Source organism: Nocardioides piscis (assembly GCF_011300215.1).
GTDB lineage: Bacteria > Actinomycetota > Actinomycetes > Propionibacteriales > Nocardioidaceae > Nocardioides > Nocardioides piscis.
Genome location: NZ_CP049866.1, coordinates 3700757 through 3722226, shown reverse-complemented (window position 1 = coordinate 3722226; position 21470 = coordinate 3700757). Strand labels below are relative to the sequence as shown.

General features: G+C 70.0%; 18 protein-coding genes. 9 read left to right on the top strand and 9 right to left on the bottom strand.

What is annotated here, in order from left to right; all coding sequences use genetic code 11:
* Positions 1 to 18: 18 nt before the first annotated feature.
* From G7071_RS18265 to rodA, 5 genes are read left to right on the top strand one after another with little or no spacing between them, the layout of a single operon-like run.
* Entirely contained in the window at positions 19 to 1047 is a 1029-nt protein-coding gene (locus G7071_RS18265) for a rod shape-determining protein (protein WP_166320779.1), read from the top strand.
* Positions 1047 to 1991: a rod shape-determining protein MreC gene (gene mreC / locus G7071_RS18260; RefSeq protein ID WP_246210176.1), complete on the top strand. Its 945-nt coding sequence runs from the start codon at positions 1047 to 1049 to the stop codon at positions 1989 to 1991. The genes G7071_RS18265 and mreC overlap by 1 nt, the downstream gene beginning before the upstream one ends.
* Positions 1988 to 2497, top strand: a complete 510-nt coding sequence (mreD, locus tag G7071_RS18255; RefSeq protein ID WP_166320778.1) for a rod shape-determining protein MreD — start codon at positions 1988 to 1990, stop codon at positions 2495 to 2497. The genes mreC and mreD overlap by 4 nt, the downstream gene beginning before the upstream one ends.
* Positions 2497 to 4617 (top strand): penicillin-binding protein 2, encoded by a 2121-nt coding sequence (gene mrdA / locus G7071_RS18250; RefSeq protein ID WP_166320777.1) that lies wholly within the window; start codon positions 2497 to 2499, stop codon positions 4615 to 4617. The genes mreD and mrdA overlap by 1 nt, the downstream gene beginning before the upstream one ends.
* Complete coding sequence (gene rodA / locus G7071_RS18245) at positions 4614 to 5813, top strand: rod shape-determining protein RodA (protein ID WP_166320776.1); 1200 nt, start codon at positions 4614 to 4616, stop codon at positions 5811 to 5813. The genes mrdA and rodA overlap by 4 nt, the downstream gene beginning before the upstream one ends.
* Positions 5814 to 5846: 33 nt before the next feature.
* Here rodA and G7071_RS18240 read toward each other — a convergent pair whose 3' ends face one another.
* Together G7071_RS18240 and G7071_RS18235 are read right to left on the bottom strand one after the other, a co-directional pair.
* The gene (locus G7071_RS18240) at positions 5847 to 7805 is read right to left on the bottom strand and encodes a sensor histidine kinase (protein WP_166320775.1); all 1959 of its coding nucleotides are present in this window, start codon (positions 7803 to 7805) and stop codon (positions 5847 to 5849) included.
* An 82-nt stretch (positions 7806 to 7887) separates the two neighbouring features.
* Positions 7888 to 8865, bottom strand: coding sequence for an endonuclease/exonuclease/phosphatase family protein (locus G7071_RS18235; protein WP_166320774.1), 978 nt, complete (start codon positions 8863 to 8865; stop codon positions 7888 to 7890).
* Positions 8866 to 8974: 109 nt separating this feature from the next.
* Here G7071_RS18235 and G7071_RS18230 point away from each other — a divergent pair, with 109 nt between their 5' ends.
* A complete protein-coding gene (locus G7071_RS18230; protein WP_166320773.1) occupies positions 8975 to 10930 on the top strand; it encodes a TIGR03960 family B12-binding radical SAM protein in 1956 nt (651 codons plus the stop codon).
* 31 nt (positions 10931 to 10961) lie between these two features.
* On the opposite strand, the gene G7071_RS18225 is transcribed toward G7071_RS18230, so the two are convergent.
* From G7071_RS18225 to G7071_RS18205, 5 genes are all read right to left on the bottom strand, one after another.
* Positions 10962 to 11492, bottom strand: a complete 531-nt coding sequence (locus G7071_RS18225) for a hypothetical protein (RefSeq protein WP_166320772.1) — start codon at positions 11490 to 11492, stop codon at positions 10962 to 10964.
* Between the two features lie 10 nt (positions 11493 to 11502).
* Entirely contained in the window at positions 11503 to 13272 is a 1770-nt protein-coding gene (locus G7071_RS18220; protein ID WP_166320771.1) for an alpha/beta hydrolase, read from the bottom strand.
* Positions 13269 to 13565: a hypothetical protein gene (locus tag G7071_RS18215; protein WP_166320770.1), complete on the bottom strand. Its 297-nt coding sequence runs from the start codon at positions 13563 to 13565 to the stop codon at positions 13269 to 13271. Before G7071_RS18215 ends, G7071_RS18220 begins: the two co-directional genes overlap by 4 nt.
* Entirely contained in the window at positions 13562 to 14128 is a 567-nt protein-coding gene (locus tag G7071_RS18210) for a hypothetical protein (protein WP_166320769.1), read from the bottom strand. The genes G7071_RS18215 and G7071_RS18210 overlap by 4 nt, the downstream gene beginning before the upstream one ends.
* 78 nt (positions 14129 to 14206) lie before the next feature.
* Positions 14207 to 15070: an alpha/beta hydrolase family protein gene (locus G7071_RS18205; protein WP_246210168.1), complete on the bottom strand. Its 864-nt coding sequence runs from the start codon at positions 15068 to 15070 to the stop codon at positions 14207 to 14209.
* A gap of 219 nt (positions 15071 to 15289) precedes the next feature.
* Here G7071_RS18205 and G7071_RS18200 point away from each other — a divergent pair, with 219 nt between their 5' ends.
* Genes G7071_RS18200 through G7071_RS18190 form a run of 3 tightly spaced genes read left to right on the top strand, consistent with a single transcriptional unit; the run spans position 15290 to position 18340 of the window.
* The gene (locus G7071_RS18200) at positions 15290 to 15829 is read left to right on the top strand and encodes a hypothetical protein (RefSeq protein ID WP_166320768.1); all 540 of its coding nucleotides are present in this window, start codon (positions 15290 to 15292) and stop codon (positions 15827 to 15829) included.
* A 1-nt stretch (position 15830) separates the two neighbouring features.
* Complete coding sequence (locus G7071_RS18195) at positions 15831 to 16055, top strand: hypothetical protein (protein WP_166320767.1); 225 nt, start codon at positions 15831 to 15833, stop codon at positions 16053 to 16055.
* 5 nt (positions 16056 to 16060) lie between these two features.
* Entirely contained in the window at positions 16061 to 18340 is a 2280-nt protein-coding gene (locus G7071_RS18190; protein WP_246210670.1) for a rhamnan synthesis F family protein, read from the top strand.
* On the opposite strand, the gene G7071_RS18185 is transcribed toward G7071_RS18190, so the two are convergent.
* Positions 18327 to 20894, bottom strand: coding sequence for a rhamnan synthesis F family protein (locus tag G7071_RS18185; protein WP_166320765.1), 2568 nt, complete (start codon positions 20892 to 20894; stop codon positions 18327 to 18329). The genes G7071_RS18190 and G7071_RS18185 overlap by 14 nt on opposite strands.
* On the bottom strand, positions 20894 to 21460 hold the full coding sequence (locus G7071_RS18180) for a hypothetical protein (RefSeq protein WP_166320764.1): 567 nt from the start codon (positions 21458 to 21460) through the stop codon (positions 20894 to 20896). The genes G7071_RS18185 and G7071_RS18180 overlap by 1 nt, the downstream gene beginning before the upstream one ends.
* Positions 21461 to 21470 lie beyond the last annotated feature (10 nt).

Below are 21470 nucleotides of genomic sequence, written 5' to 3'. Positions count from 1 at the left end.
CTTTGCGAGGCAGCGCGCATGGCTTCTAGCTTCATCGGCCGCGACATGGCCGTGGACCTCGGCACCGCCAACACGCTGGTCTATGTCCGGGGCAAGGGCGTCGTGCTCGACGAGCCGTCGGTCGTGGCGATGAACACCAACACCGGCGAGGTGCTGGCCGTCGGTCACGAGGCCAAGCGGATGATCGGCCGGACCCCCGACAGCATCACCGCCATCCGACCGCTCAAGGACGGCGTGATCGCCGACTTCGAGGCCACCGAGCAGATGCTGCGCTACTTCATCCAACAGGTGCACCGCCGCCGCTACTTCGCCAAGCCCCGCATGGTCATCTGCGTTCCCAGCGGCATCACCGCCGTGGAGCAGCGCGCGGTCAAGGAGGCCGGCTACCAGGCCGGTGCCCGGAAGGTCTACATCGTCGAGGAGCCGATGGCGGCCGCGATCGGAGCCGGGCTGCCGGTGCACGAGGCGACCGGCAACATGATCGTCGACGTCGGCGGCGGCACGACCGAGGTCGCGGTGATCAGCCTCGGGGGGATCGTCACCAGCATCAGCGTGCGCACGGCAGGCGACGACCTCGACCAGGCGATCATCGCGTGGATGAAGAAGGAATACTCCCTGATGCTGGGGGAGCGGACCGCCGAGGAGGTGAAGCTGACCATCGGGTCGGCCTTCCCGCTGCCGAGCGAGCCCGAGGCAGAGATCCGCGGTCGGGACATGGTCTCGGGCCTGCCGCGCACCGTCGTCGTCTCCAGCTCCGAGGTCCGGCAGGCGCTCGAGGAGCCGCTGCACAACATCATCGACGCGGTCCGCACGACGCTCGACCAGACGCCTCCCGAGCTGGCCGGCGACATCATGGACCGCGGGATCGTCCTCACCGGGGGAGGTGGACTGCTCCGCGGTCTCGACGAACGCCTCCGGCACGAGACCGGGATGCCCGTCCACGTCGCCGAGCACCCGCTCTCCAGCGTCGCCTTCGGCGCCGGGAAGTGTGTCGAGGAGTTCGAGGCCCTGCAGCAGGTCCTCGTCTCGGAGCGACGGCGCTTCTGATGGCCGGTCTGGGGGGAGGCGGTTCGCTGTTCGGCAGGGAGCGCCGCTGGCGCGGGATGGACCGGCTCGACGCCCGGAGCCGTCCGCCCCGCTCGCTGCTCGTCGCCCTGGTGCTGGCCAGCGTCACCCTGATCACCCTCGACGTCAGCGGCGGGAGCAGCTCTCCGGTCGACCCGGCCCGCCGCGCCCTGGGGGAGGTGTTCGGGCCCGTGGAGGCTGCCACGGCGACCGCCGTCCGGCCCTTCACCGCCGTACCCTCCTGGTTCCGCGACCAGGGCTCGCTCAGCCAGGAGATCCGTGACCTCTCCGCGGAGAACTCCGAGCTGCGGGCCCAGGCCGCGACGGTCGACCTCGACCGCAACCGCCTCGAGGAGTACGACGGGCTCACCAAGGCTGCCGAGAACCTCGGGCGAGCGCTCGTCCCGGCCCGGGTGGTGGCCTACGGCCCCTCCCAGGCGTTCAGCAACACCGTCACCATCGACGCAGGCTCGAGCGCGGGCATCGGCCCCGACATGACCGTGATCAACAACGACGGCCTGGTCGGGCGGGTGCTGCGCGTCACCCGCACCACCGCGACCGTGCTGCTGATCATCGACACCGAGTCCATCGTCGGTGGTCGAGCCGGGTCGAGCATGGAGATCGGCTTCGTGCACGGCACCGGCTCCCTCGGCGACGACGAGCTCGACCTGCGCCTGGTCGACGACGCGGTCGTCCCGGCCAAGCACGAGACGGTCGTGACGTGGGGCAGCGCCGATGGTCCCTACCAGGAGGGTGTGCCCGTGGGTCGGGTCACCGACGTCTTCACCAGCCTGCGGGAGAGCTCGCAGCGTGCGGTGGTCGAGCCGTTCGTCAACTTCTCTGCCCTCGACGTGGTCGGGGTCATGGTGCCGACCGGCACGACCAGTGACCGGGCCGTGATCGAGGCCGACGGAGCGCTGCGATGACCCGGACCCAGGGATTCCTCGCGATGCTGGCCCTCGCGGTCGCTCTGGTGCTGCAGGTCTCGGTGTTCCCACACCTGGCCTGGCACGGCATCGTCCCCAACCTGTGCCTGCTCGTCGTGGTCGCGGCCGCGCTGACCATGGACGCCCCCTCGGCAATGGTCCTCGGCTTCGCCGCCGGAGTGGCGCTCGACCTCGTGCCACCCGCAGACCACGTGGCTGGACGCTGGGCCCTGGCACTGACCGTCGTCGCCTTCCTCGCCGCCCGGGTGCGCCAGGACGTCAAGCCGACCGCCACCGCGGTCATCGCCACGGTCGCCGCCGCATCGTTCGTCGGCACCTCGATCTTCGCCCTGACCGGACTGGTCCTCGGGGAGGGTGGTTCGGTCCCCGATCTCCTCCTGGTCATCGCCGTGGCGCTGGTCTGGGACGTCCTGCTGACCCCCCTCGTCCTGCCGCCGCTGATGAAGATGTTCGACCGGCTCGACCCGCGTGCGGTGACCGCCTGATGGCGGCCACGGGCTCCCAGCGCAGCCGGCTGCGCCTCGTCGTGGTGCAGGCCCTCGCCTTCTCGCTCTTCGTCACCCTCTTCGCCAGGCTCTACTACATCCAGGTCGTTGACGGTGAGGGCTACCAGGCGATGGCGGCCGACCAGTCGGTGCGCGACATCGTCGTCCAGCCCCAGCGGGGCCTGATCGTCGACGACCAGGGGCGACCCCTGGTGGCCAACCGGCCCGCCTGGGTGATCTCGATCGACCGCAACGTGCTCGACAAGCTCCGGGAGCGCCAGCGTGAGGAGCTCGTCCGTCGGGTGTCGGTCGTGGTCAACCAGACCCCCGAGGCCCTCGAGAAGCGCCTGGTGACCTGCGGGCACGAGGGCAGCCTTCGCGGCACCTGCTGGAACGGCTCGCCCTACCAGCCGGTCCCGGTCGCGCGTGACGTGCCCAAGGACGTGGCGCTGCGGGTGCTCGAGCAGCCCGAGGACTATCCGGGCGTGCTGGCCGAGCAGCAGGACGTCCGCGCCTATCCGCGGCCGTTCGGCGTCAACCTCGCCCACGTGCTCGGCTATCTCAGCCCCATCACCGAGGAGGAGTACGACGTCGCCAAGGCCGCCGACGACCGGTCGCTCAACGGCGCGTCCAGCGTGGGCCGGGCGGGGGTCGAGAAGCAGTACGACCAGTGGCTGCGCGGGCTGCCGGGATATCGCCGGGTCGCCGTCGACTCCATGGGTCGCGTGCGGGGCGACGACGGGACCGTCGAGGCCACCCCGGGTGACACGCTCGTGACCTCGATCGACGCGAAGGTCCAGAGCGTGGTGGAGAAGTCGCTGGCCGAGCGGATCGCCTTCCAGCGCACGCAGTTCGACGACGTGACCGGGCGCAACTATGCCGCCGACTCCGGCGCCGCCGTGGTGCTGGAGGCTCGCACCGGCCGTGTCGTGGCCATGGCCAGCCAACCGACGTACGACCCGGGCGTGTGGGTGGGGGGCATCAGCAGCACCCAGCTCGACCGTCTCTATTCGGAGAAGGCCGGCACACCGTTGCTGAGCCGCGCCATGCAGGGACAGTTCGCCCCCGGCTCGACGTGGAAGCCGTTCATGACCGCCGGCGCGCTGAAGAACGGCTATCGCACCGACACCAGCCTGCCGTGCTCCAGCGGGTTCCAGGTGGGCAACCGGGTGTTCAAGAACTACGAGTCGGGCGCCTACGGCAACATCGGCTTCGCCAAGGCGCTCGAGGTCTCCTGCAACACCTTCTTCTATCGCATCGGCCACGACTTCTGGCAGCGCTTCGGCTCCGACGTCGACGACGTCGACGCCAAGGACCCGCTGGTCGAGGAGGCGCAGACCTTCGGCTTCGGGTCCCGCACCGGGATCGACATCCCCGGCGAGGCGCCGGGGCGGATCGCCGACCGGCAGTGGAAGCGCGACTACTACGAGTCGATGAAGGACTACTACTGCGAGCTCGCCGACAAGCCGCAGACCAAGGACACCAGCGACTTCGTCTACAAGTTCGCGCGTGAGTTCTGCATCGAGGGCTACGCCTATCGCGCCGGGGACGCAGTCAACTTCGCCATCGGTCAGGGCGACACGATCGTCACCCCGCTCCAGCTGGCGCGCGCCTATGCCGCGTTGTCGAACGGCGGGACGCTGTGGCAGCCCACCGTCGCCAAGGCCGTGGTGAGCCCGTCGGGCGAGGTGCTGCGACGGATCGCTCCGACGAAGTCGGGCACGGTGGACGTGCCGAAGAAGTACCTCGACTACATCGACGGTGCCCTGGCGAACGTCAGCCGGGTCGGCACGATGGCGTGGAAGCTGGGGGGCTTCCCGCTGGACGAGGTGAAGGTCCGGGCCAAGACCGGTTCGGCCGAGGTCTACGGCAAGCAGTCGACCGGCTGGGTCGCCTCCTACACCGAGGACTACGTCGTGGTGATGATGATCAGCCAGGGCGGCACCGGCTCCGGCTCCACCGGGGACGCGATCCGCAAGATCTGGGAGACCCTCTACGGCGTCAAGGGCGAACGGGTGGTGCCGGCGGCGGCGGCGATCCCCGGTGTCGTCGCCCCCCGGACGCTGCCGACCTTCCTCGACGACGGCTCGATCCTGCCCCCGGCCGAGGCGAAGCGATGAGCGTGTCGAGGGCCCCGGCGGTCCCGGGGCGGGCGACGTTGAAGGCTCCCGGGCTCGACTGGTTGTTGATGGGCGCGGCCGCCGGGCTGATCGTCCTCGGCACCCTGCTCGTGTGGTCGGCGACCTCGACCCGCGACGACCTCACCGGCGGGGAGGCCACCGCCTACCTCACCAAGCAGCTGGTCAACGTGGCGATCGGACTGGTGCTGATGGTCACGGTGATGGCCACCGACCATCGGTGGGTGCGGATCGTCGCTCCGGTCTTCTACCTCGGCTCGATCGTGGGCCTGGGGCTGGTGCTGGTCGCAGGATCGACCATCAACGGATCTCGTTCGTGGCTCCAGGTCGCAGGCATGTCGATCCAGCCGTCGGAGTTCGCCAAGCTGTCGGTCGTCGTGGGCATGGCCCTGCTGGTGGCCGAGCGCACGGAAGGTCGCTGGCGCCGCGGCGTACGAACACCGGAGGTGTTGGGCATGCTCGCCCTCGCCGGCGTGCCCGCGGCCCTGATCATGCTCCAGCCCGACCTCGGGACGATGCTGGTGCTGTCGGCGACCGTCTTCGGGGTGCTGGCGGTCTCAGGTGCCGACCGGCGCTGGCTGGCGGGCCTCACGGTCACCGGCATCGCGGGAGCGGCCGCCGCCGTGAGCGCGGGTGTCCTGAAGGACTATCAGGTCGACCGCTTCCTCGCCTTCACCAATCCCGGTCTCGACCCACGCGGCGCCGGCTACAACACCGAGCAGGCGCGGATCGCGGTCGGCAACGGCGGGCTCTTCGGCCAGGGCCTCTTCGACGGTTCCCAGACGCGGTCGGGGTTCGTGCCCGAGCAACACACCGACTTCATCTTCACCGTCGCCGGTGAGGAGCTCGGACTGCTGGGCGCAGGGCTCGTGATCGCCCTGCTCGGGATCGTCATCTGGCGGGCCCTGGCCATCTCCGCCGACACCGACGACATCTTCGGCCGGGTGGCGGCGGGCGGGATCGCCTGCTGGTTCGGCTTCCAGGCCTTCCAGAACATCGGCATGTGCCTGGGCATCATGCCGGTGACCGGGGTGCCGCTGCCGTTCGTGTCGTACGGCGGGTCGTCGATGTTCGCCGGGATGCTCGCCCTCGGGCTGCTCCAGAACATCCACCTGCGATCGTCTGCGGCGCTGCCGACCAGGCTGCTGGCGGCGCCACGCGTGCTCACGCGCCGCTAGGCATCACAGCCAGGGGGTGGCCGGCCGGGCGCCTCAGTCGGCCGCAGGCAGGGTGAAGGTGATCGTCGCTCCGCCGTGCTCGTTGTTCCTGGCCGAGATCGTGCCTCCGTGCCGGGTGACGATGCTGTGGCACAGCGACAGGCCCAGGCCGGTGCCCTCGATGCGGGTGGAGCGCCCGGGTGCGCGGTGGAACTCCTCGAAGATGCGGTGCTCCTGGCCCGTCGGGATGCCCACCCCTCGGTCGGCGACCTCGACCCGCACCCAGCCGGCCTCGGTGTCGTCCGTGGAGGTGATCTCGATGTGGGCGGGCGTGCCGGGCGGCGAGAACTTCACGGCGTTCGCGACCAGGTTGGCGATCAGCTGTCGCGTCAGGCCGCGATCAGCACGCACGAGGTGGGGGGCGCGCACCGCGATGCGGGTGCCGACGTGGGGGCTCTCGCGATAGGTGCCGCACACGTCCTCGGCGACATCGGTCAGGGAGACGTTCTCCGGGGTCAGTCGGCCCTCTCGGACCAGCGTGTAGTTGATCCAGCCCTCGACCACGCGCTCCATCCGCGCGCTCGCCCCCTCGGCCCGCTCGATGAGGGGAGCGAGCTCATCGGTCTTGCCGTGGGCCACCTCGTAGGCCGCAAGCTCGAGGAGGCCCCGCAGGCTCATCAGGGGGGTGCGAAGGTCATGCGCCACCACCCCCGCGAACTGGGCGAGCTCGGCGGTGCGTCGACGCTGATCGGTCACGTCTGCCACCAGGACCAGGATCTCGGAGTCCGAGATCGGCCATGAGCCCATCTCCACGAAGCGCCGGTCGCCGCCGCGACCGATGACGGCGTCGATCTGGTGTCGGCGCAGCCCCGGGCCTCCGGGGAGCTCGTTGTCCTGGACCGGTGTCCCGTCCTCGTGACAGAGCCCGAGGTAGTCCGACCACAGACCGGGGGTCAGCGTCTCGGGGATCGGTCGGCCGAAGATGTGGCGAACCGCCGGGTTGTAGCGGAGCAGGTCCCCTTCCCAGCTGAACAGCATCATGCCGTCCGACATGGAGTCGAAGACCTGTCCCAGGAGGGTGGCGCGGGCGTCGGCCTGCTGCCGGAGCTCCTGCTCGGCGCTGTTGGCGCGTTCACGCTCGTCGCGGAGCAGCGCGATCTGGATGGTGACGAAGGTGCTGACGGCGAGGAGCAGGTCGACCAGCAGCGACGGTGGCAGGACGCCGACGTAGGCGAACTGGTCGAACGGCAAGAAGGCCATGGCACCGGCCGTGAGGGCCTGGGCCAGGGCGTGCACGGCTGCGCCGAAGGGAGTGAGCGAGACTCCCGCGGCCACAGCGGGGAGGAGCAGGAACCACGTCAGGGGCAGCTCGGGATCGACGAAGACCAGGAAGACGCAGATGGGGGACACCACGACGAGCACTGCGAGGGCGAGGCGCGACGGTGGCGTGGTGCGGCGCCACCGCTCACGGTCACCGTGGAAGAAGATCAGGAAGGTGGCGCCGCCGATGAAGGCGAAGATCGTGCTGCGGATGGCCCACCACAGCGTGAGCGGCTCGAACCTGCCAGCCGCGAGGTCGGGGAAACCACCCACGAGGGCGAGCAGGCCGGAGGCCACGACCGCACCCAGGACCATGCCGAGGAGCGCGAGCCCACGCCGCGGCGCCCAACCCGCCTGGTCCTTGGTCACCGCATAGGCGAGGGTCATCAGGACGGCCGCCAGGGTGTTGGTGACGGCCATGAATGCCGCCTCCACCACCGGGTGGGAGAACACCAGTGCGAAACCGAAGAAGGTCGCCGCCATCAGGGCGCTCACGCCGATCGCCGACTGGTCTGGACGGGACCTGCCGTCCCAGACCAGGGTCAGGAGGACGAACCCGACGCCCACGGGCGGCCACAGCTCGGTGGGCAGGCCCGGGGACGGGGTCTCTGCGAGCGCGACGATGCAACCAGCGACCCACCACGTCAACAGGAACAGGACATGGCGAGGCGCCCTGCGTGTCTTTGTCGGCATCAGTCCCTCCCCTGGGAGGCGAGCCTATGACGACTTCGCTGGCCCCGTACTTGATTGAATTTTTTATCGCGCGACCCGGCTCTCAGCCGCGGCGCCTGGTCGGACAGTCGGTCGAGGCAGGGACCACGAAGTCTGCGACCAGCCGCGCGTGGTCGGAGACTCCCGAGCGCAACACCTGGGCCCGCTGCGGCTCGATCGTGGGGCTGGTCAGCAGGAAGTCGATGCGCGACCCGTTGGGGCCGGTGCCCTCGGGCCCCGAGCCGGCCGTCCAGGCATCCACCAGCAGGCTCGTCAGCGGGGCCAGGGTCGGCGTGCCGATGGTCGCGTTCATGTCACCGCCCAGGATCATCGGGTTCTCCTCGTTGGCCAGGATGCCTGCGACGTGGCGGGCCTGGGCCTCTCGCAGCCCCACCAGCTTGTTCTGCAGGTGGGTGTTGTAGACGCGGACCTCCTGGCCGCCGATCTCCACCCCGACGCGCAGCAGGCCGCGGGGCTCCCCGCCGGGACCGTTGGGCAGCGGGTAGTTCTCGCTGTTGAGGATCTCGAACCTGGACAGGATGGCGACGCCGTACTCACCACCGCCGGCCGAACGCACGTTGGCGCCGAAGGCGTGGCTCATGCCGAGCTGCTCGGCGAAGTAGGCGGCCTGGTCGACCCGGCCGGTGCGGCCGTGGAGCCGGTCGACCTCCTGGAGCAGCACGATGTCGGGGTCCAGGGACGAGATCGCGCTGTTGACGGCGCTCAGCCCGGCGAAGGACCTCTTGGTGTTGAAGGAGAGGACCCGGATCTCCATCGAGGTCTGGAGCTTCTGGCACGCGATCGCCTCGATGCCCGGTGGCGGCGTCGGGATCGCGTCGGTCGAGTTCTTGCCGCCGCGGGGGACCGGGCTCGTAGTGGGCAGGGCCTCGACGGTCCCGGTGGGAGTGGGGGTCGGCGTGGTCGTGGCCGACGCCGCGGGCCGGTCGTCGCCCCGGGAGCGGTCGAGGACCACCAGCGTCGCGATGATGCCGAGCACGAGGACCAGCAGGCTCGCGCGGACGATGAACTCGCGCTTGATCACCGGGCCAGTGTGCCTGCCTGCTGCCCGTCACGGCATTTTCGTCCACCTCGACACGCGTCGTAGTCTTGAGGGTCTTCGCTCTTCCCCGATCCCTTGAGGTGTCCGTTCCGTGTCCGCTTCGGTGTTCCATCGGTTGGAGACGCACCTCGCGTCGGTCCAGAAGCCGATCCAGTACGTCGGCGGCGAGCTCAACTCGACGCTCAAGGACTGGGACTGCGGGGCCGGCACGGACGCGGGCCAGACGGTCCGGTGGGCCCTGATGTATCCCGACGCCTACGAGGTGGGTCTGCCCAACCAGGGTGTGCAGATCCTCTACGAGGTCCTCAACGAACGCGACTGGATCCTCGCCGAGCGCACCTATGCGGTGTGGCCGGACATGGAGGCTGTCATGCGCGAGCACGACATTCCCCAGTTCACCGTCGACCAGCACCGTCCGATCCGTGACTTCGACGTCTTCGGGCTCTCGTTCTCCACCGAGCTCGGCTACACCAACATGCTCAATGCGCTCGACCTGGCCGGCATCCCCCTCCACGCCGCCGACCGCACCGATGACGACCCGATCGTGCTCGCCGGAGGCCACGCCGCCTTCAACCCCGAGCCGATCGCCGACTTCATCGACGCCGCCGTGCTCGGCGACGGTGAGGAGGTCGTGCTCGCGATCTCCGAGGTGGTGCGCGAGTGGAAGGCCGAGGGCGAGCCCTCCGGTCGCGACGAGCTGTTGCGCCGGCTGGCGGTCAGCGGGGGTGTCTACGTCCCGAAGTTCTATGACGTGGCCTACGCCGCCGACGGCACCATCGAGGCCGTCGTGCCCAACCGTCCGGGCATTCCGTTCCGGGTCTCCAAGCACACCCTGATGGACCTCGACGCCTGGCCCTATCCGGCCAAGCCGCTCGTGCCGCTGGCCGAGACCGTGCACGAGCGCTTCTCCGTCGAGATCTTCCGCGGCTGCACGCGCGGCTGCCGGTTCTGCCAGGCGGGAATGATCACGCGCCCCGTGCGGGAGCGCTCGATCAAGACGATCGGCGACATGGTCGAGAACGGCATCCGCAAGTCCGGCTTCGAGGAGGTCGGCCTGCTCTCGCTCTCCAGCGCCGACCACACCGAGATCGGCGAGGTGGCCAAGGGACTGGCTGACCGCTACGAGGGCTCCAACGTCTCGCTCTCCCTTCCCTCGACCCGGGTCGACGCCTTCAACATCACCCTGGCCAACGAGTTCTCCCGCAACGGTCGGCGCTCCGGGCTCACCTTCGCGCCCGAGGGCGGCAGCGAGCGGATGCGCAAGGTCATCAACAAGATGGTCAGCGAGGAGGACCTGATCCGCACGGTCGCGACGGCCTACTCACACGGCTGGCGCCAGGTGAAGCTCTACTTCATGGTCGGCCTGCCCACCGAGACCGACGAGGACGTGCTGCAGGTCGCCGACCTGGCCAAGAAGGTGATCGCCAAGGGGCGCGAGGTCACCGGTCACAACGACATCCGCTGCACGGTCTCCATCGGCGGCTTCGTGCCGAAGCCGCACACCCCCTTCCAGTGGGCGGCCCAGCTCGACCATGACACGACCGACCTGCGGCTCAAGAAGCTGCGCGACACCGTGCGCGAGGACAAGCGGTTCGGTCGGGCGATCGGCTTCCGCTACCACGACGGCAAGCCCGGGATCGTCGAGGGACTCCTCTCGCGGGGCGACCGTCGGGTGGGTGGCGTCATCGAGCAGGTATGGCGCGACGGTGGCCGGTTCGACGGCTGGAGCGAGCACTTCTCCTACGACCGCTGGATGGGTGCGGCAGCCTCCGCGCTCGACGGCACCGGCGTCGACGTCGACTGGTACACGACCCGTCAGCGCGACTACGACGAGGTCCTGCCCTGGGACCACCTCGACTCAGGCCTCGACAAGGACTGGCTGTGGGGTGACTGGGAGGACGCGCTCGCCGCAGCCGACGGTGCCGACATCGAGATCGAGGACTGTCGCTGGACGCCGTGCTACGACTGCGGCGTGTGCCCCGAGATGGGCACCGAGATCCAGATCGGTCCGACAGGTCAGACGCTGCTGCCGCTCGCCGTCATCTGACCCGCGAGCGGTCGACCCGGACCGTCTCGGCTCAGTCGAGGAGCTGGTCCTGCTCGCCGAGCAACGAGTCCTGCTCAGAGGTGGTCTCGACGCACTCGTCCTTCAACCCCAACGCCACCGAGCCGGGGTCACGCCGCGACTCGCCGAGAGCGAGCCGCAGCCCGTCCTTCTCGAGGTTGGCGTAGGGCTCCGGGTCGGTGCCCTGGGTCTCCACGACCCAGCCACCGTCCTGCAGGACTTCGACGATGGCGGCGACCGCCGCGTCCACCGAGGCCGCCTGCGGTGAGGTGACCAGTCCGCCGGCGGAGTACTGCCACGACGCCACCGGCTCGGCACTGCAGACCCGCCACTTCCCGGTCGCCCCGGTGATCTGGTGGCCGGCTGCCGACAGCACGTCGGCCACGTCCGCCAGCGCGGTCCGCACGTTGGTCCGGGAGGTCTCGACCGACATCGCTGCCTCCTCGGGTCGGGGTCCGTCCGCGCAGCCGGCGCAGGAAAGGGCCAGCGCCATCGCCATCGTCATCGCGAGGCCTGCTGGGCCCCAGGATCTCATCACCTGCATCGTCCCACCTTCAGTCGGGCTCGTTGGTGCGGGACCGGCCCGGCACGTCCTGGGACGGGTCGCGATCCCACTCGGGGTCCCTCCCTGTGCGCCACCAGGGGTCCTCGCTCAGGTCGGCCCCGTTGATGTCCTCGCCGTGGCCGTCCACGATCCGGCCGAGGTTGTAGAGCGACTCGCTGTCGGGCTCGAGGTAGGAGCCGTGGGACTCCCCGAAGTCGCGGTGGTCGCCACGGCCGGTGTCCTCCGCCTCGAACCGGGTCGCACCGAAGCCCTCCGACGACGGATCGGCGCCCAGGCCGACCGGTCCCTTCCCGACCCACCCCTCGTCGCCGAGGAACGCCACGCCGTCACGGCTGTTGCGCCCGACATAGACGTGGTCCTCGCCGACGCCCAGGTCGGAGGCGTGGTCGGCGGGGCCGGCTCCCGGGCTCCCGATCAGCACGACGTCGTCGGCCCTGGCTCCGTGCTCTCCGAACGCGTACGCAGTGGTCGTCGACCCATAGCTGTGGCCGATGGCGGTCAGGTGGGCCGGGTCGTCGGCGCGAGACGCGCGGAGCCCGTCGATCGCGGCTGCGAGGCGCTCGCCACCGTCGTGGGCGCGCCCCTCACCCAGGGTCGCGAGGTCTGCCGGGCCGTCTGGGGTGTCGTAGCCGAGCCAGAACATGGTGGCCACGCTGGAGCCGTCCCCGTTGTAGCGGGCTGATTCGTGGAGGTTGGCCATCAGCCCGGTGTAGCGCTCGGCGTCGGCCATCTCGGTGTCGATGCCGGGGGTGAAGACCGAGACGTCGTCGGCGGTGTCCAGGTCGCCCACCGAGATCGCCACTTTCCCGTCACCGTCGTGCAGGCCGGGTCGATAGAGCCACAGCTTGGCCCCCACCGGCTCGTCGGTCAGCGGGTCGACGTAGTCGTCGGCCCGGGCGAGAGCGTTGTACGCATGTGTCGCGTTGGCGAGGATCTCTGCCTCGCGCGGGTCGATCGAGCCGTCCTGCTGCTTGGCCCCCAGCCGGACGATGTCGTCCTGCAGCAGGATCCGGTTGGCGTCGTCGCGGGCGCCGGCCGGCAGTCCATCGGCGCTGCCGATCACGTCCGGGTAGGCAGCGGTGACGGCCTCGCGCTGCTCCTCGGTGATTGCTTCCCACCAGGTGGCGACCTCCCGCGGCGAGGCACCGGAGGCGGGTGCGCCCCACATCTGCATGGCTTCGTCCGCCGACGGTGAGCGGCCGCCCGTCTCGGACACCGCCTCGGCCAGGGCGTCGCCGCCCGCGAGACAGGTGCGCACGAGCTCCTCGGCGTCGCGGACCCTCCGCTGCAGCGCGTCGTGGTCGAGGACGAGCCTTGCGTAGTCGTTCTTCAGGTGACCAGCTGCGAGGCGCCAGCCGATCTGCTGTGCCTCGGACGCCTCCACCGACGACTCGATCTCGTCAGCCAGGGCCGCCCGCCGCCCGTCCAGGTGGCGTTTGCGCTCGACCAGGTCGTCGTGGGTGCGGCCCAGGTCACGCAAGGTGTCGGCGTGGGCCGCACACGTGCGCGCGACCCGACGCGCAGTCTGCGCGAGGGCCTCCTGCTCCGCCGAAGCTCGTCCCGCCGCCCTGACGTAGGCGCGGCGTGTCCGTCCGAGGTAGTGGGGGACGGCTGTTGCGGCGTGAGCGCGGTCGGCGAACTCCGCATGGCGAGAGCACACGGCGAAGACGACCGTCGCGAAGTCGTCGATCCCGGCGGGGTCGCCCTTCGGCTCGAGCAGCTCGGCCGGCTCCGAGGCCGGGACGATGATCGTGCTCATCCGGCGGGGCCCAGGAGGAAGTCGAAGCCGTCCCGGACGACGTCGTCGACCGCCCGCTGGTCATCGACGTTGAGCTCGAGCGCGTCCGCGAGCCCGTTCGCGACGCCGGCGCTGTCGCGGGCGAAGCCCTGCCACGCCGACAGGAAGGCAGCGGCGGCACCACGCACCGAGGGCGCGAACACGCCCGGGGTCGCGGACGACAGCCGGTCAGCGGTGTCGTCCATCAGTTCGCCGAGGTCACGCCACTCCTGGCTGGCTCCCGCCAGGGAGTCGTAGTCGATCTGGACGTTCATCGCGCGCCGCCCAACAGCGTGTCTGCGGTGATCCGTGGGGCCGGGATCGGCTCGCTGCGCACGACGAGGAGCAGTCGTCGCGGCTCTGGCACGTGCACCACCTGGGCCGTACGGCGACCGGTGCGCCGCGCCTGCCCGGCGGCCACGCGGGGGATCCCGCCGGGCGGCACCAGGACGTGCCAGCCCTCCCCGGCCAGGCGCTGGACGGCCCGTCGCAGGGTGGCGGCAGCCACATCCGGCGCGACGTCCTCAGCGGCGACGCGACCCTCGAGGGCGACCGCGCCGCGGTTGGGAGCAGGTGTCCATCGGACCCCGGGGCGAGTGTCGGGCTGCCCGAGGTGCTTCCACAGCTCGGCCACGTCCTCGTCGAAGGCCGCCCGCAGCGTGTCCGTGTCGCCCGGCACGTCTCCCGGCGCCGGAGTCAGGTCGGGAACGTCGCCCGGTGGCAGCACCACGATGTCGACGTCGCGATGGTGGCGGCGTACGACGGACCAGAACGGGTCGGCGGCGACGACGGCGGCGGCGTCGGGACCTTCCAGAGGACGGTCTGCTGGCGGTGGCATGGGCTGACCCTGCCCAGGATCCACCACGACCACGCCTGCCGGTGGCCGAGCTGTGGAGAGGGGCGCGACGGCCCGCGGTCAGCCGAGACGGCGGTCGAAGTAGCGGATCGTCCGGTCCATGCCGGCGTCGAAGGCCGGCCCGAAGGCGTGCCCGTCGTCATACCACTCGAGGGTCGAGTCGACGCCCGCCCTGCGCATCGCGGCCTGCGTGGCCCGGGCCCAGCGCGGGGGACAGATGTCGTCGAAGCGGCCGTGGACGATCAGCACCGGCTCGGTGATCCGGTCGAGGTAGGGCCGTGCGGAGGCGGCACGCCAGAACGCGGGTCGCTGTTCGGGCAGCCCGTGGGCGCGCACGATCGCGCTCTGTCGGGCGTCGCGGTCGTCGCGGATGAACTGGTCGAAGTTCTCGCCCTCGAGCGAGGACACCGAGGCCCACAGCGAGGCTGCCTGGACGAGCCCGGGCTCGGCGATGAGGGCCTTCATCACCACCCCGCCTCCCATCGATCGGCCCATCAGGGCGATGCGGTCGTCGTCGACAGGCACCTGCCGCGAGGCCCGGAGCGCCTTGACGGCGGCGACGACGTCGGCGGAATAGCCAAGGCGCAGGTCGGTGTCGGAGCGGGGGTCGTCGGTGGACTCGGCGTGGCCCCGGTAGTCGACGTGCAGGGCGATGTATCCCCGGCTGGCCAGCACGCCGCGCTCGCGGGTCATGCCCTGTCCGCGGTCGTAGACGGCCGGATCGATGTAGCCGTGCGCCAGCACCACCGCCGGGAACGGGCCGCGGCCGCTGGGCACGTTGAGGACGCCGCTGATCGTCAGCGTCTGTGGTCCGGTGCGGGCGCGATAGGTGACGTCGTACGACGTGTATGTCGCCGTGCGCTCGCGTACGGTCCCGACCCGAAGTCGGTCGCCGATGTGCTCGGCCGCTGCCAGGGCGGCCACCGAGCCCGGGCGAGGTGGCTGTGCGGCCGCAGATGGCTCGCGTCGCGAAGGGGTCGCGGTCGTCGACGGCGCTGAGGAGGTGGCACCCGCCGGGGGTCAGGGGGCCCCTGTGGCCGCGAGCTGGTGCAGGCTGGCAGCAGGAAGCAGGCGAGCGCCACGGCGGTGACTTGGCCCACACACCTCATGGGCGCATCCTAGGGCGGACGATAGGGTCCTGCCGTGACTGTGCGCCGCCCAGAGCCCGACGCCGAAGAACTCGCAGCGGAGCTGAAGGCCGTGCGAGCCGAACTGGCGGAGTTGCACTCGGACCAGGAGAAGGTGGCCGAGCGGGAGGCCGAGCTTGTGGCGGCCAGGGACGCTGCGGACCGCGCCGCCCGGTCGCTCTCACAGGCGCTTGCCGACCGGCTGCGGATCGACGGTGCTGGCCGCGGACGGGGGAGCGCGATGATGAAGGCACGCCAGAAGCCGGTCACCAGGGAAGAAGCGGCGCACCTGGAGCTGCTGCGCGGATCGCCACTGTGGGACGCCGCGTGGTACTTGCGTACCTATCCCGACGTGGTCGAGCTCGGTGAGGACCCCGCGATCCACTTCCTGCGACACCCCTACTACCCGGTGCGGCACCCCAGTCAGCGATTCGACGTCCGCCAATACCTGATCGACCACCCGGATGCCGTCGAAGAGCGGGTCAACCCCTTGGTGCACTTCCTGCTCACGGCCGAGTCGCAGGGCGCGGACGCCTACCCGCCTCGACGTGCCTGACATGGATGCGCTGATCGCACAGCGCCGGGGCGAGGTCGCCGACTTCCAACGCCGGTGGCACCGCTTCGCCCGCCGATGGCGAGGCGCAGCCGGCCGCGACCTGGCGGAGGCCCGATCTCTCGTCGAGTCGGCGTTGGCCCGGGGGCTGCCGACGGTCGGCGACGACGTCCCGATCCCCCGCCGGAGACTGTCCAGCTTGCGTGCGCGAGGGCCGTCGTCGCTGTGAGCGGGATGCTGGACGGGGAGGAATACTCGCTCCACAACCGTCTGCGCCGCGGCACGGACCCAACCCGTCACTTCGTTGAGGAGGGTTGGCGCAGCCTGCGCACACCCAGTCTCCGCTTCGACCTGTGGAACTACTGGGTCGAACATCTTGACCCCACCGACGACTCGGTCAACCCCCTGATCCACTACCTGCTGCGCGGCCGGCACGACGGACTCGCAGCGCTGCCGGCGCCGTCGCCGCCGCGGCCGCCGATCCAGCTCTCGCGCCCCCCGCGCCGCGCCGCGCTGTTCGCGGGCTACGACCGGGACGGCCTCATCGACGACACCGTGGTCGCCTACCTGACCGAGCTGTCACGGCATGCCGATGTCTACTACTTGGCCGACGGCGTCCTCAGGCCCGGCCAACTCGCCCGGCTTGCCGGTTTCACAAGGGGTGCCTGGAGTGTCCCGCACGGCGCCTACGACTTCGGCTCCTTCTCGTTGCTCGCCCGCGATCTCGTCGGCTGGCAACGGCTCGAAAAATATGACGAGATCGTCCTGGCCAACGACAGCTGCTACCTGCTGCGCACCCTCGATGACGTGTTCGACCAGATGTCGGGTCGTGCCTGCGACTGGTGGAGCTTGCAGGCGACCTCGATGCAGCACGACGAGTCCTACGTCCGCGACGACTCCCCGATCCCGTTGGCGGAAGCGAAGCAGCGCTTCGTCGGTCCTCGCTACTGGACCGACGACCGGTTCCTGCACCTGAGCTCTTACTTCCTCGTGTTCCGCCGCCCGGTGCTCGACGACCCCGGCTTCCGCTGGCGATTGGACACCGTCACTCCGCAGGCTGAGAAGCGACTGGTCATCCACAAGTACGAGGTCGGCATCAGTCGATACCTGGTCGACGCCGGCTTCGAGTTCGACACCTTCCTTCCCGACCTGTGGGCCTTCCACCCCCTCTACGGACGCCACTTCTTCGAGCTGGTCGAGCGCGGTTTTCCCTTGGTCAAGCGCAACTTCCTGGGTGAAAACCCTCGCCACGTGGCCCACCTGGGGGACTGGGAGGAGCGCTTGCGCAGACTGGTCCCCGAGGCGCCGTACGCCGCGATGCGGGTCCATCTCGAACGAGTCACGCCGCCCGCCTTGCTGCACGACGCCCATCGCGCGGGAGTTGACACCGACGGCAGGCGACACATTCCACCAAGGGCGACGCGCGGATTCGGGTTGCGCCGGCTCGACCGGGAGACGCCGACGTTCTCTCACTGGTGGGCGTTTCCTGCCTCTCCGTCCGGCCGTCTGGACCCGGGCCTGCGCGCGGTGTTCGAGGAGGTCCGTGAGGACCCGAGCGTGCACAAGATCGTGCTCACGCGGGCGCGTCCTCTCGCCGACACACTGGGCGGTGTGCGAGTCACGGTGATGCCCATGGACACCCCCGACGGGCAGGCCGCGATGGTGCGCTGCGGTGCTCTGCTCAGTGCCGAGACACCCGACGTGACCTATCCCTTTCCCTTCCCGCGGGGGCGGCACGATCACGTGCACCTCGGGCTCGGGTTACCGGTCCTGGCTGATCCGCTTTCCGCGTCCGGCGGGCGCGACTGGGGCAGGCTCTTGGGGCTTGCCGTCTGCTCGTCCGGCGAAGCACTCGTGCGGGCCGCGACGATCCCTGACCTGGGTCTCGAGCGCACCTGGGTGACCGGCCTGCCCCGCCACGACCACCTGGTGCTCGAGCTGTCGCTGCTGCCAGCCGACCTCCGGGACGCGGAGCATCATCTGAGGGAGACGCTCGACGGCCGCCCCCTGGTGGTCTGGTGGGCACGTGGTGCGGCCCGGCCCATACCGGCGGGCCTCGCCGCCTGGGCCCGTGAGCACGACGCGGTCATCGGGGTTCGAGAACCGCGGCTCGACCGAGCCAACGGCTGGATGAGGGCCATGGTCGATCTCGACCTGCCTCACCTCCTGGACCTGTCCGACCGTGCCCTCTCTTCGCCAGTGCCGGTACACCGGGTCGCTGCTGCGGTCGTCACGGACGACGATCCGCACGCCCTCGACGCGCTAGCCACGGGAGTCCCCCTGCTGCAACTGACTGGAACAGCCCCAAACGATGGACCGGAGGGGGCGCTGCCCGTCGGGTGGGCCCGTCCGATCAAGTGTGAGAACCCGGATGCGGTCGTGCGCGAGCTCACCGTGCTCTCCACGGCAGGCTTCGCCCGTCATGAGGTGACAGTGCCGGCCGGTGCCCCGGCCATCGACGGAGCAGCAGCGCGTCGGTTCGCGCACAGGGTGCGACTCCTCAGGGACCGGTGACCTCGGCGGATCCGGGACCGGAGCCCTCCTCGGTGAGCCAGTCGTCCCACGGCAGGTAGGTCTGTTTCAGCCGGTGGACCAGTCGGGCGGCGCTGCGACCGTCGGAGAGTGCGTGCAGGTCGTGCCCCCAGACCGCGTAGTCCCGGTTGACGTGGCCGTCGAGTGCCTCCGCGACCGCGCCCAGCAGGGCACCCGTGTCGCTGGGGAGGGCGAAGGGCACCCCGACGGTGCCAGGGACGGCGACAGCTGGACGACCAGTCGGGGAGAAGTCCGCGAGATCGGCGGCGGTACCGCTGACGAACACATCGGCCAGCCGCCACGCCATCTCTGTGACCGGAGGGACGCGTAGGCCCAGAGCCCCTTCGAGCCAGTGAGTGTCCATGAGGTCCACGAGCGGGGGAGGCACGCGTGGCACGACGCCCGATGTCGGCAGCACCGCCGTCACGACGTCGTCCCAGTGCTGGTCCGTCCAGGCCGCGAACGCGCCGAGATCGATCTCCCCCCCTCGCCGCGGGGAGAGCAGGACGAGCCGCCGCCCGCCGAGCATCTTGCGCAGGGCGACCAGCTCGGTGCGCAGCTCGTTGGAGAGGGCTCCCTCGTCCCACAGGAGCAGGTCGACGCGGGGCGAACCGAGCTCCCACACCCCGCCGGACTCGAGATCGGGGAAGCGACCCTTGCCCGTCTCGCTCCCGCCGTCGCACGAGGTGACGACGGCGCGCGTCAGCCGTGCGTCGTATGACGCGTCCGGCATCGGCCGATCCCCGGTCAGACCGTGGCCTCCGAGTGCGACGAATGCCGGCTCCAGACCGGTTGGTCGCCCGACGTCGAGGAATCGGTGGTGTCGACGGGCCAGCGGATGATTGACGTCGGCCCGAGGGCCGATCGTGCACAGCAGTGTGCCGGCGCGCAGGCCGTACATCTGCCCGGCGGTGCTCTCGCTCGGCACCATGGCGACATTGTCCCCGCTGAGCTTCAGCTGGCGGGACCCCAGGAGCACGATCTTCTTCACCGTCGGGTCGTCGCGCACCTCGTCGAAGACGGCTCTCACCGCACCGGACAGGATGCCCGTGCGCGGGTCCACCGGGAAGACCCACCAGTGCGGGTGGGTCGGCACCCAGCGGTCCTCGTCGGCGAATTCTAGAGGACCGATGTGTCCGGGAGGCTGCACGGTGCCGTCGCGGCGGGTACGGAAACCGAAGCTGCGCACCAGGCTCCACGGTGGCGCTGTTCGACGCAGGCTGCGGTCCATCGCCTCGACGTCCGCGTCGGGGGCGGCCACGAGCACTCGGCTCTTCCAGCGGTGCAGGTCTGGGATCTCGAACGGGTTCTCGGTGATCAACTGGCGTTTGAGGAGGGGGAACCCTTCGTGCAACAGCTCGAAGGCGGAGGCCCGATACACCGGGTGGTAAGGCAGGATGCCCTCGACGAACGTGGCCAGCTTGAAGCCGGCGAGGATCAGCAGCCTCGAGAAGCCGATCTCGTACTTCAAGATGATCGTGACCTTCTCCGACTGGGCCGATACGTCGTCCAGACGCTGGCGGAAGCGTGGGTCGGTGTGGACGCGCCGGCGGTAGCAGAGGAAGTAGGACCCGACGTGGATGAAGTCGGAGTAGCGCCAGAGTGCCAGTTCGCGCATCTGCTCGCCGACCTCGTCCAGGCCGAGTCGGCGTCCAAGCTTGGCGAAGGCGCGGTCGTCGAAGTCGTCGTAGGTCGCCTGAAGGCCCCACCAGTCGCTTGTCGTGCCGTCCATCTTGGCGAAGACCCGGTCGAGGGGCTGCACCAGGAAGCAGGAGTCGTTGGCGAGCATCAGTTCGTCGTAGCCGTCGATGACGTCCCAGCCCACGAGGTCCTTGGCGAGCATGGAGTAGGAGCCGAAGTCGTAGCGGCCGTGCCGGATCGACCACGCCCCCTTCGTGTAGCACGCTATCCGCTCGAGCTGGCCCTCGGCGAGCTCGCAGTCGGCGAGGTAGTAGACGTCGGCGAACCGGCTCAGGTCAGCGAGGTAGGTCACTACGGTGTCGTCGATGACGCCGTCGGCATCGAAGCCAGCGAAGAGACAGATTCGGCGCGGGGAGTAGCCCGAGCCCGGCGGATCGGGCTCCGGCATCGACTCGAGGCGCGGGAGCGTGGAGAAGCCGGCTCGACGACCCTCCACGGCGTAGTGGACCACGGGGTTGATGTCCTCGCGGGTCGGGTCGAGGTGTTCGCACCAGTAGTTCCACATGTCGAAGTCGGCCGACGGGTGCCTCAGCTCCTTCCAGCCGCGGTTGACGAAGTGCTCCAGCTCCTCAGGTTGACCACACAGGTTCCAGAAGAGGTCGGGGTTGTGCATGGCATACCCGAACGCGTCGAAGAGGTCGGTGGCACGCAGCACGGCACCCTCGACCGTCGCCCGCTCCTCGGCACTCGGGTCGAAGTCGGCGGACGGCAGACCAGACGGTAATCCGTGCTCGACCACGTCCGCGGCGAGTCGGCTGCGATCGGCCCGTTTAGAGCTGAGAAATCGTTCGGAGAAGGCCAGCCAGCGGTTTCGGTAGTCGTCGAGATCCAGCATCAATCCTCCGCCGAGACCTCGACGCCGAGGGAGCCTGGGGCGACAAGCCCGTCCTCGAGCAGGCCGTTGCGCAGGGCGTGAACGAGGGCAGGCACCCCGGAATCCCGAGCCTCGGGGTGACGCAGCAGGTAGCGGTCGGTGCTGAAGCCCTCGCTGGGGTCAAGCCTGCGTTCGTTGGCGTGACGGACGTAATGGACCGCCGGCGCGAGGTGATGCTCGATGATCGTGCGCTGGTGCTGCCGGAGGTACCACCCGGCGTCGAAGAGCGGACTGCTCTCGACCTCCCGCACGAGCGTCGCCTCGGGGTCGGCGGCGCGGAGGCGCACCCGCCGATGGGAGGCCTTCTGCTCGCGCCAGTAGGCCGCCGACAACTCCGCCGCGAGGGCGGTGGCGAGCGACTCGGACTGGTCCCGGAGCTTGGCTCGTTGGCGACGTACGCGCTGGAGTGCCTCCGTCAGGTGCTCCTGATCGGTGCAAACCCACTTGACCTCCCGTCGTGCCAGCTGCAGCTCGCGTTCGAGCTCAGTGACGCGATCGGCCGCGCTCCTAGTGACATCCCCGGACATGGGTCCAGAC

Excerpts from the sequence above, each read along its gene's own strand:
- G7071_RS18190 (WP_246210670.1), top strand. The coding sequence starts at position 16,061 with ATGCTGGACGGGGAGGAATACTCGCTCCACAACCGTCTGCGCCGCGGC.
- G7071_RS18215 (WP_166320770.1), bottom strand. The coding sequence starts at position 13,565 with ATGAACGTCCAGATCGACTACGACTCCCTGGCGGGAGCCAGCCAGGAG.
- mreD (WP_166320778.1), top strand. The coding sequence starts at position 1,988 with ATGACCCGGACCCAGGGATTCCTCGCGATGCTGGCCCTCGCGGTCGCT.
- mrdA (WP_166320777.1), top strand. The coding sequence starts at position 2,497 with ATGGCGGCCACGGGCTCCCAGCGCAGCCGGCTGCGCCTCGTCGTGGTG.
- rodA (WP_166320776.1), top strand. The coding sequence starts at position 4,614 with ATGAGCGTGTCGAGGGCCCCGGCGGTCCCGGGGCGGGCGACGTTGAAG.
- G7071_RS18265 (WP_166320779.1), top strand. The coding sequence starts at position 19 with ATGGCTTCTAGCTTCATCGGCCGCGACATGGCCGTGGACCTCGGCACC.
- G7071_RS18225 (WP_166320772.1), bottom strand. The coding sequence starts at position 11,492 with ATGCAGGTGATGAGATCCTGGGGCCCAGCAGGCCTCGCGATGACGATG.
- G7071_RS18240 (WP_166320775.1), bottom strand. The coding sequence starts at position 7,805 with ATGCCGACAAAGACACGCAGGGCGCCTCGCCATGTCCTGTTCCTGTTG.
- G7071_RS18220 (WP_166320771.1), bottom strand. The coding sequence starts at position 13,272 with ATGAGCACGATCATCGTCCCGGCCTCGGAGCCGGCCGAGCTGCTCGAG.
- G7071_RS18185 (WP_166320765.1), bottom strand. The coding sequence starts at position 20,894 with ATGCTGGATCTCGACGACTACCGAAACCGCTGGCTGGCCTTCTCCGAA.
- G7071_RS18195 (WP_166320767.1), top strand. The coding sequence starts at position 15,831 with ATGGATGCGCTGATCGCACAGCGCCGGGGCGAGGTCGCCGACTTCCAA.
- G7071_RS18180 (WP_166320764.1), bottom strand. The coding sequence starts at position 21,460 with ATGTCCGGGGATGTCACTAGGAGCGCGGCCGATCGCGTCACTGAGCTC.
- mreC (WP_246210176.1), top strand. The coding sequence starts at position 1,047 with ATGGCCGGTCTGGGGGGAGGCGGTTCGCTGTTCGGCAGGGAGCGCCGC.
- G7071_RS18210 (WP_166320769.1), bottom strand. The coding sequence starts at position 14,128 with ATGCCACCGCCAGCAGACCGTCCTCTGGAAGGTCCCGACGCCGCCGCC.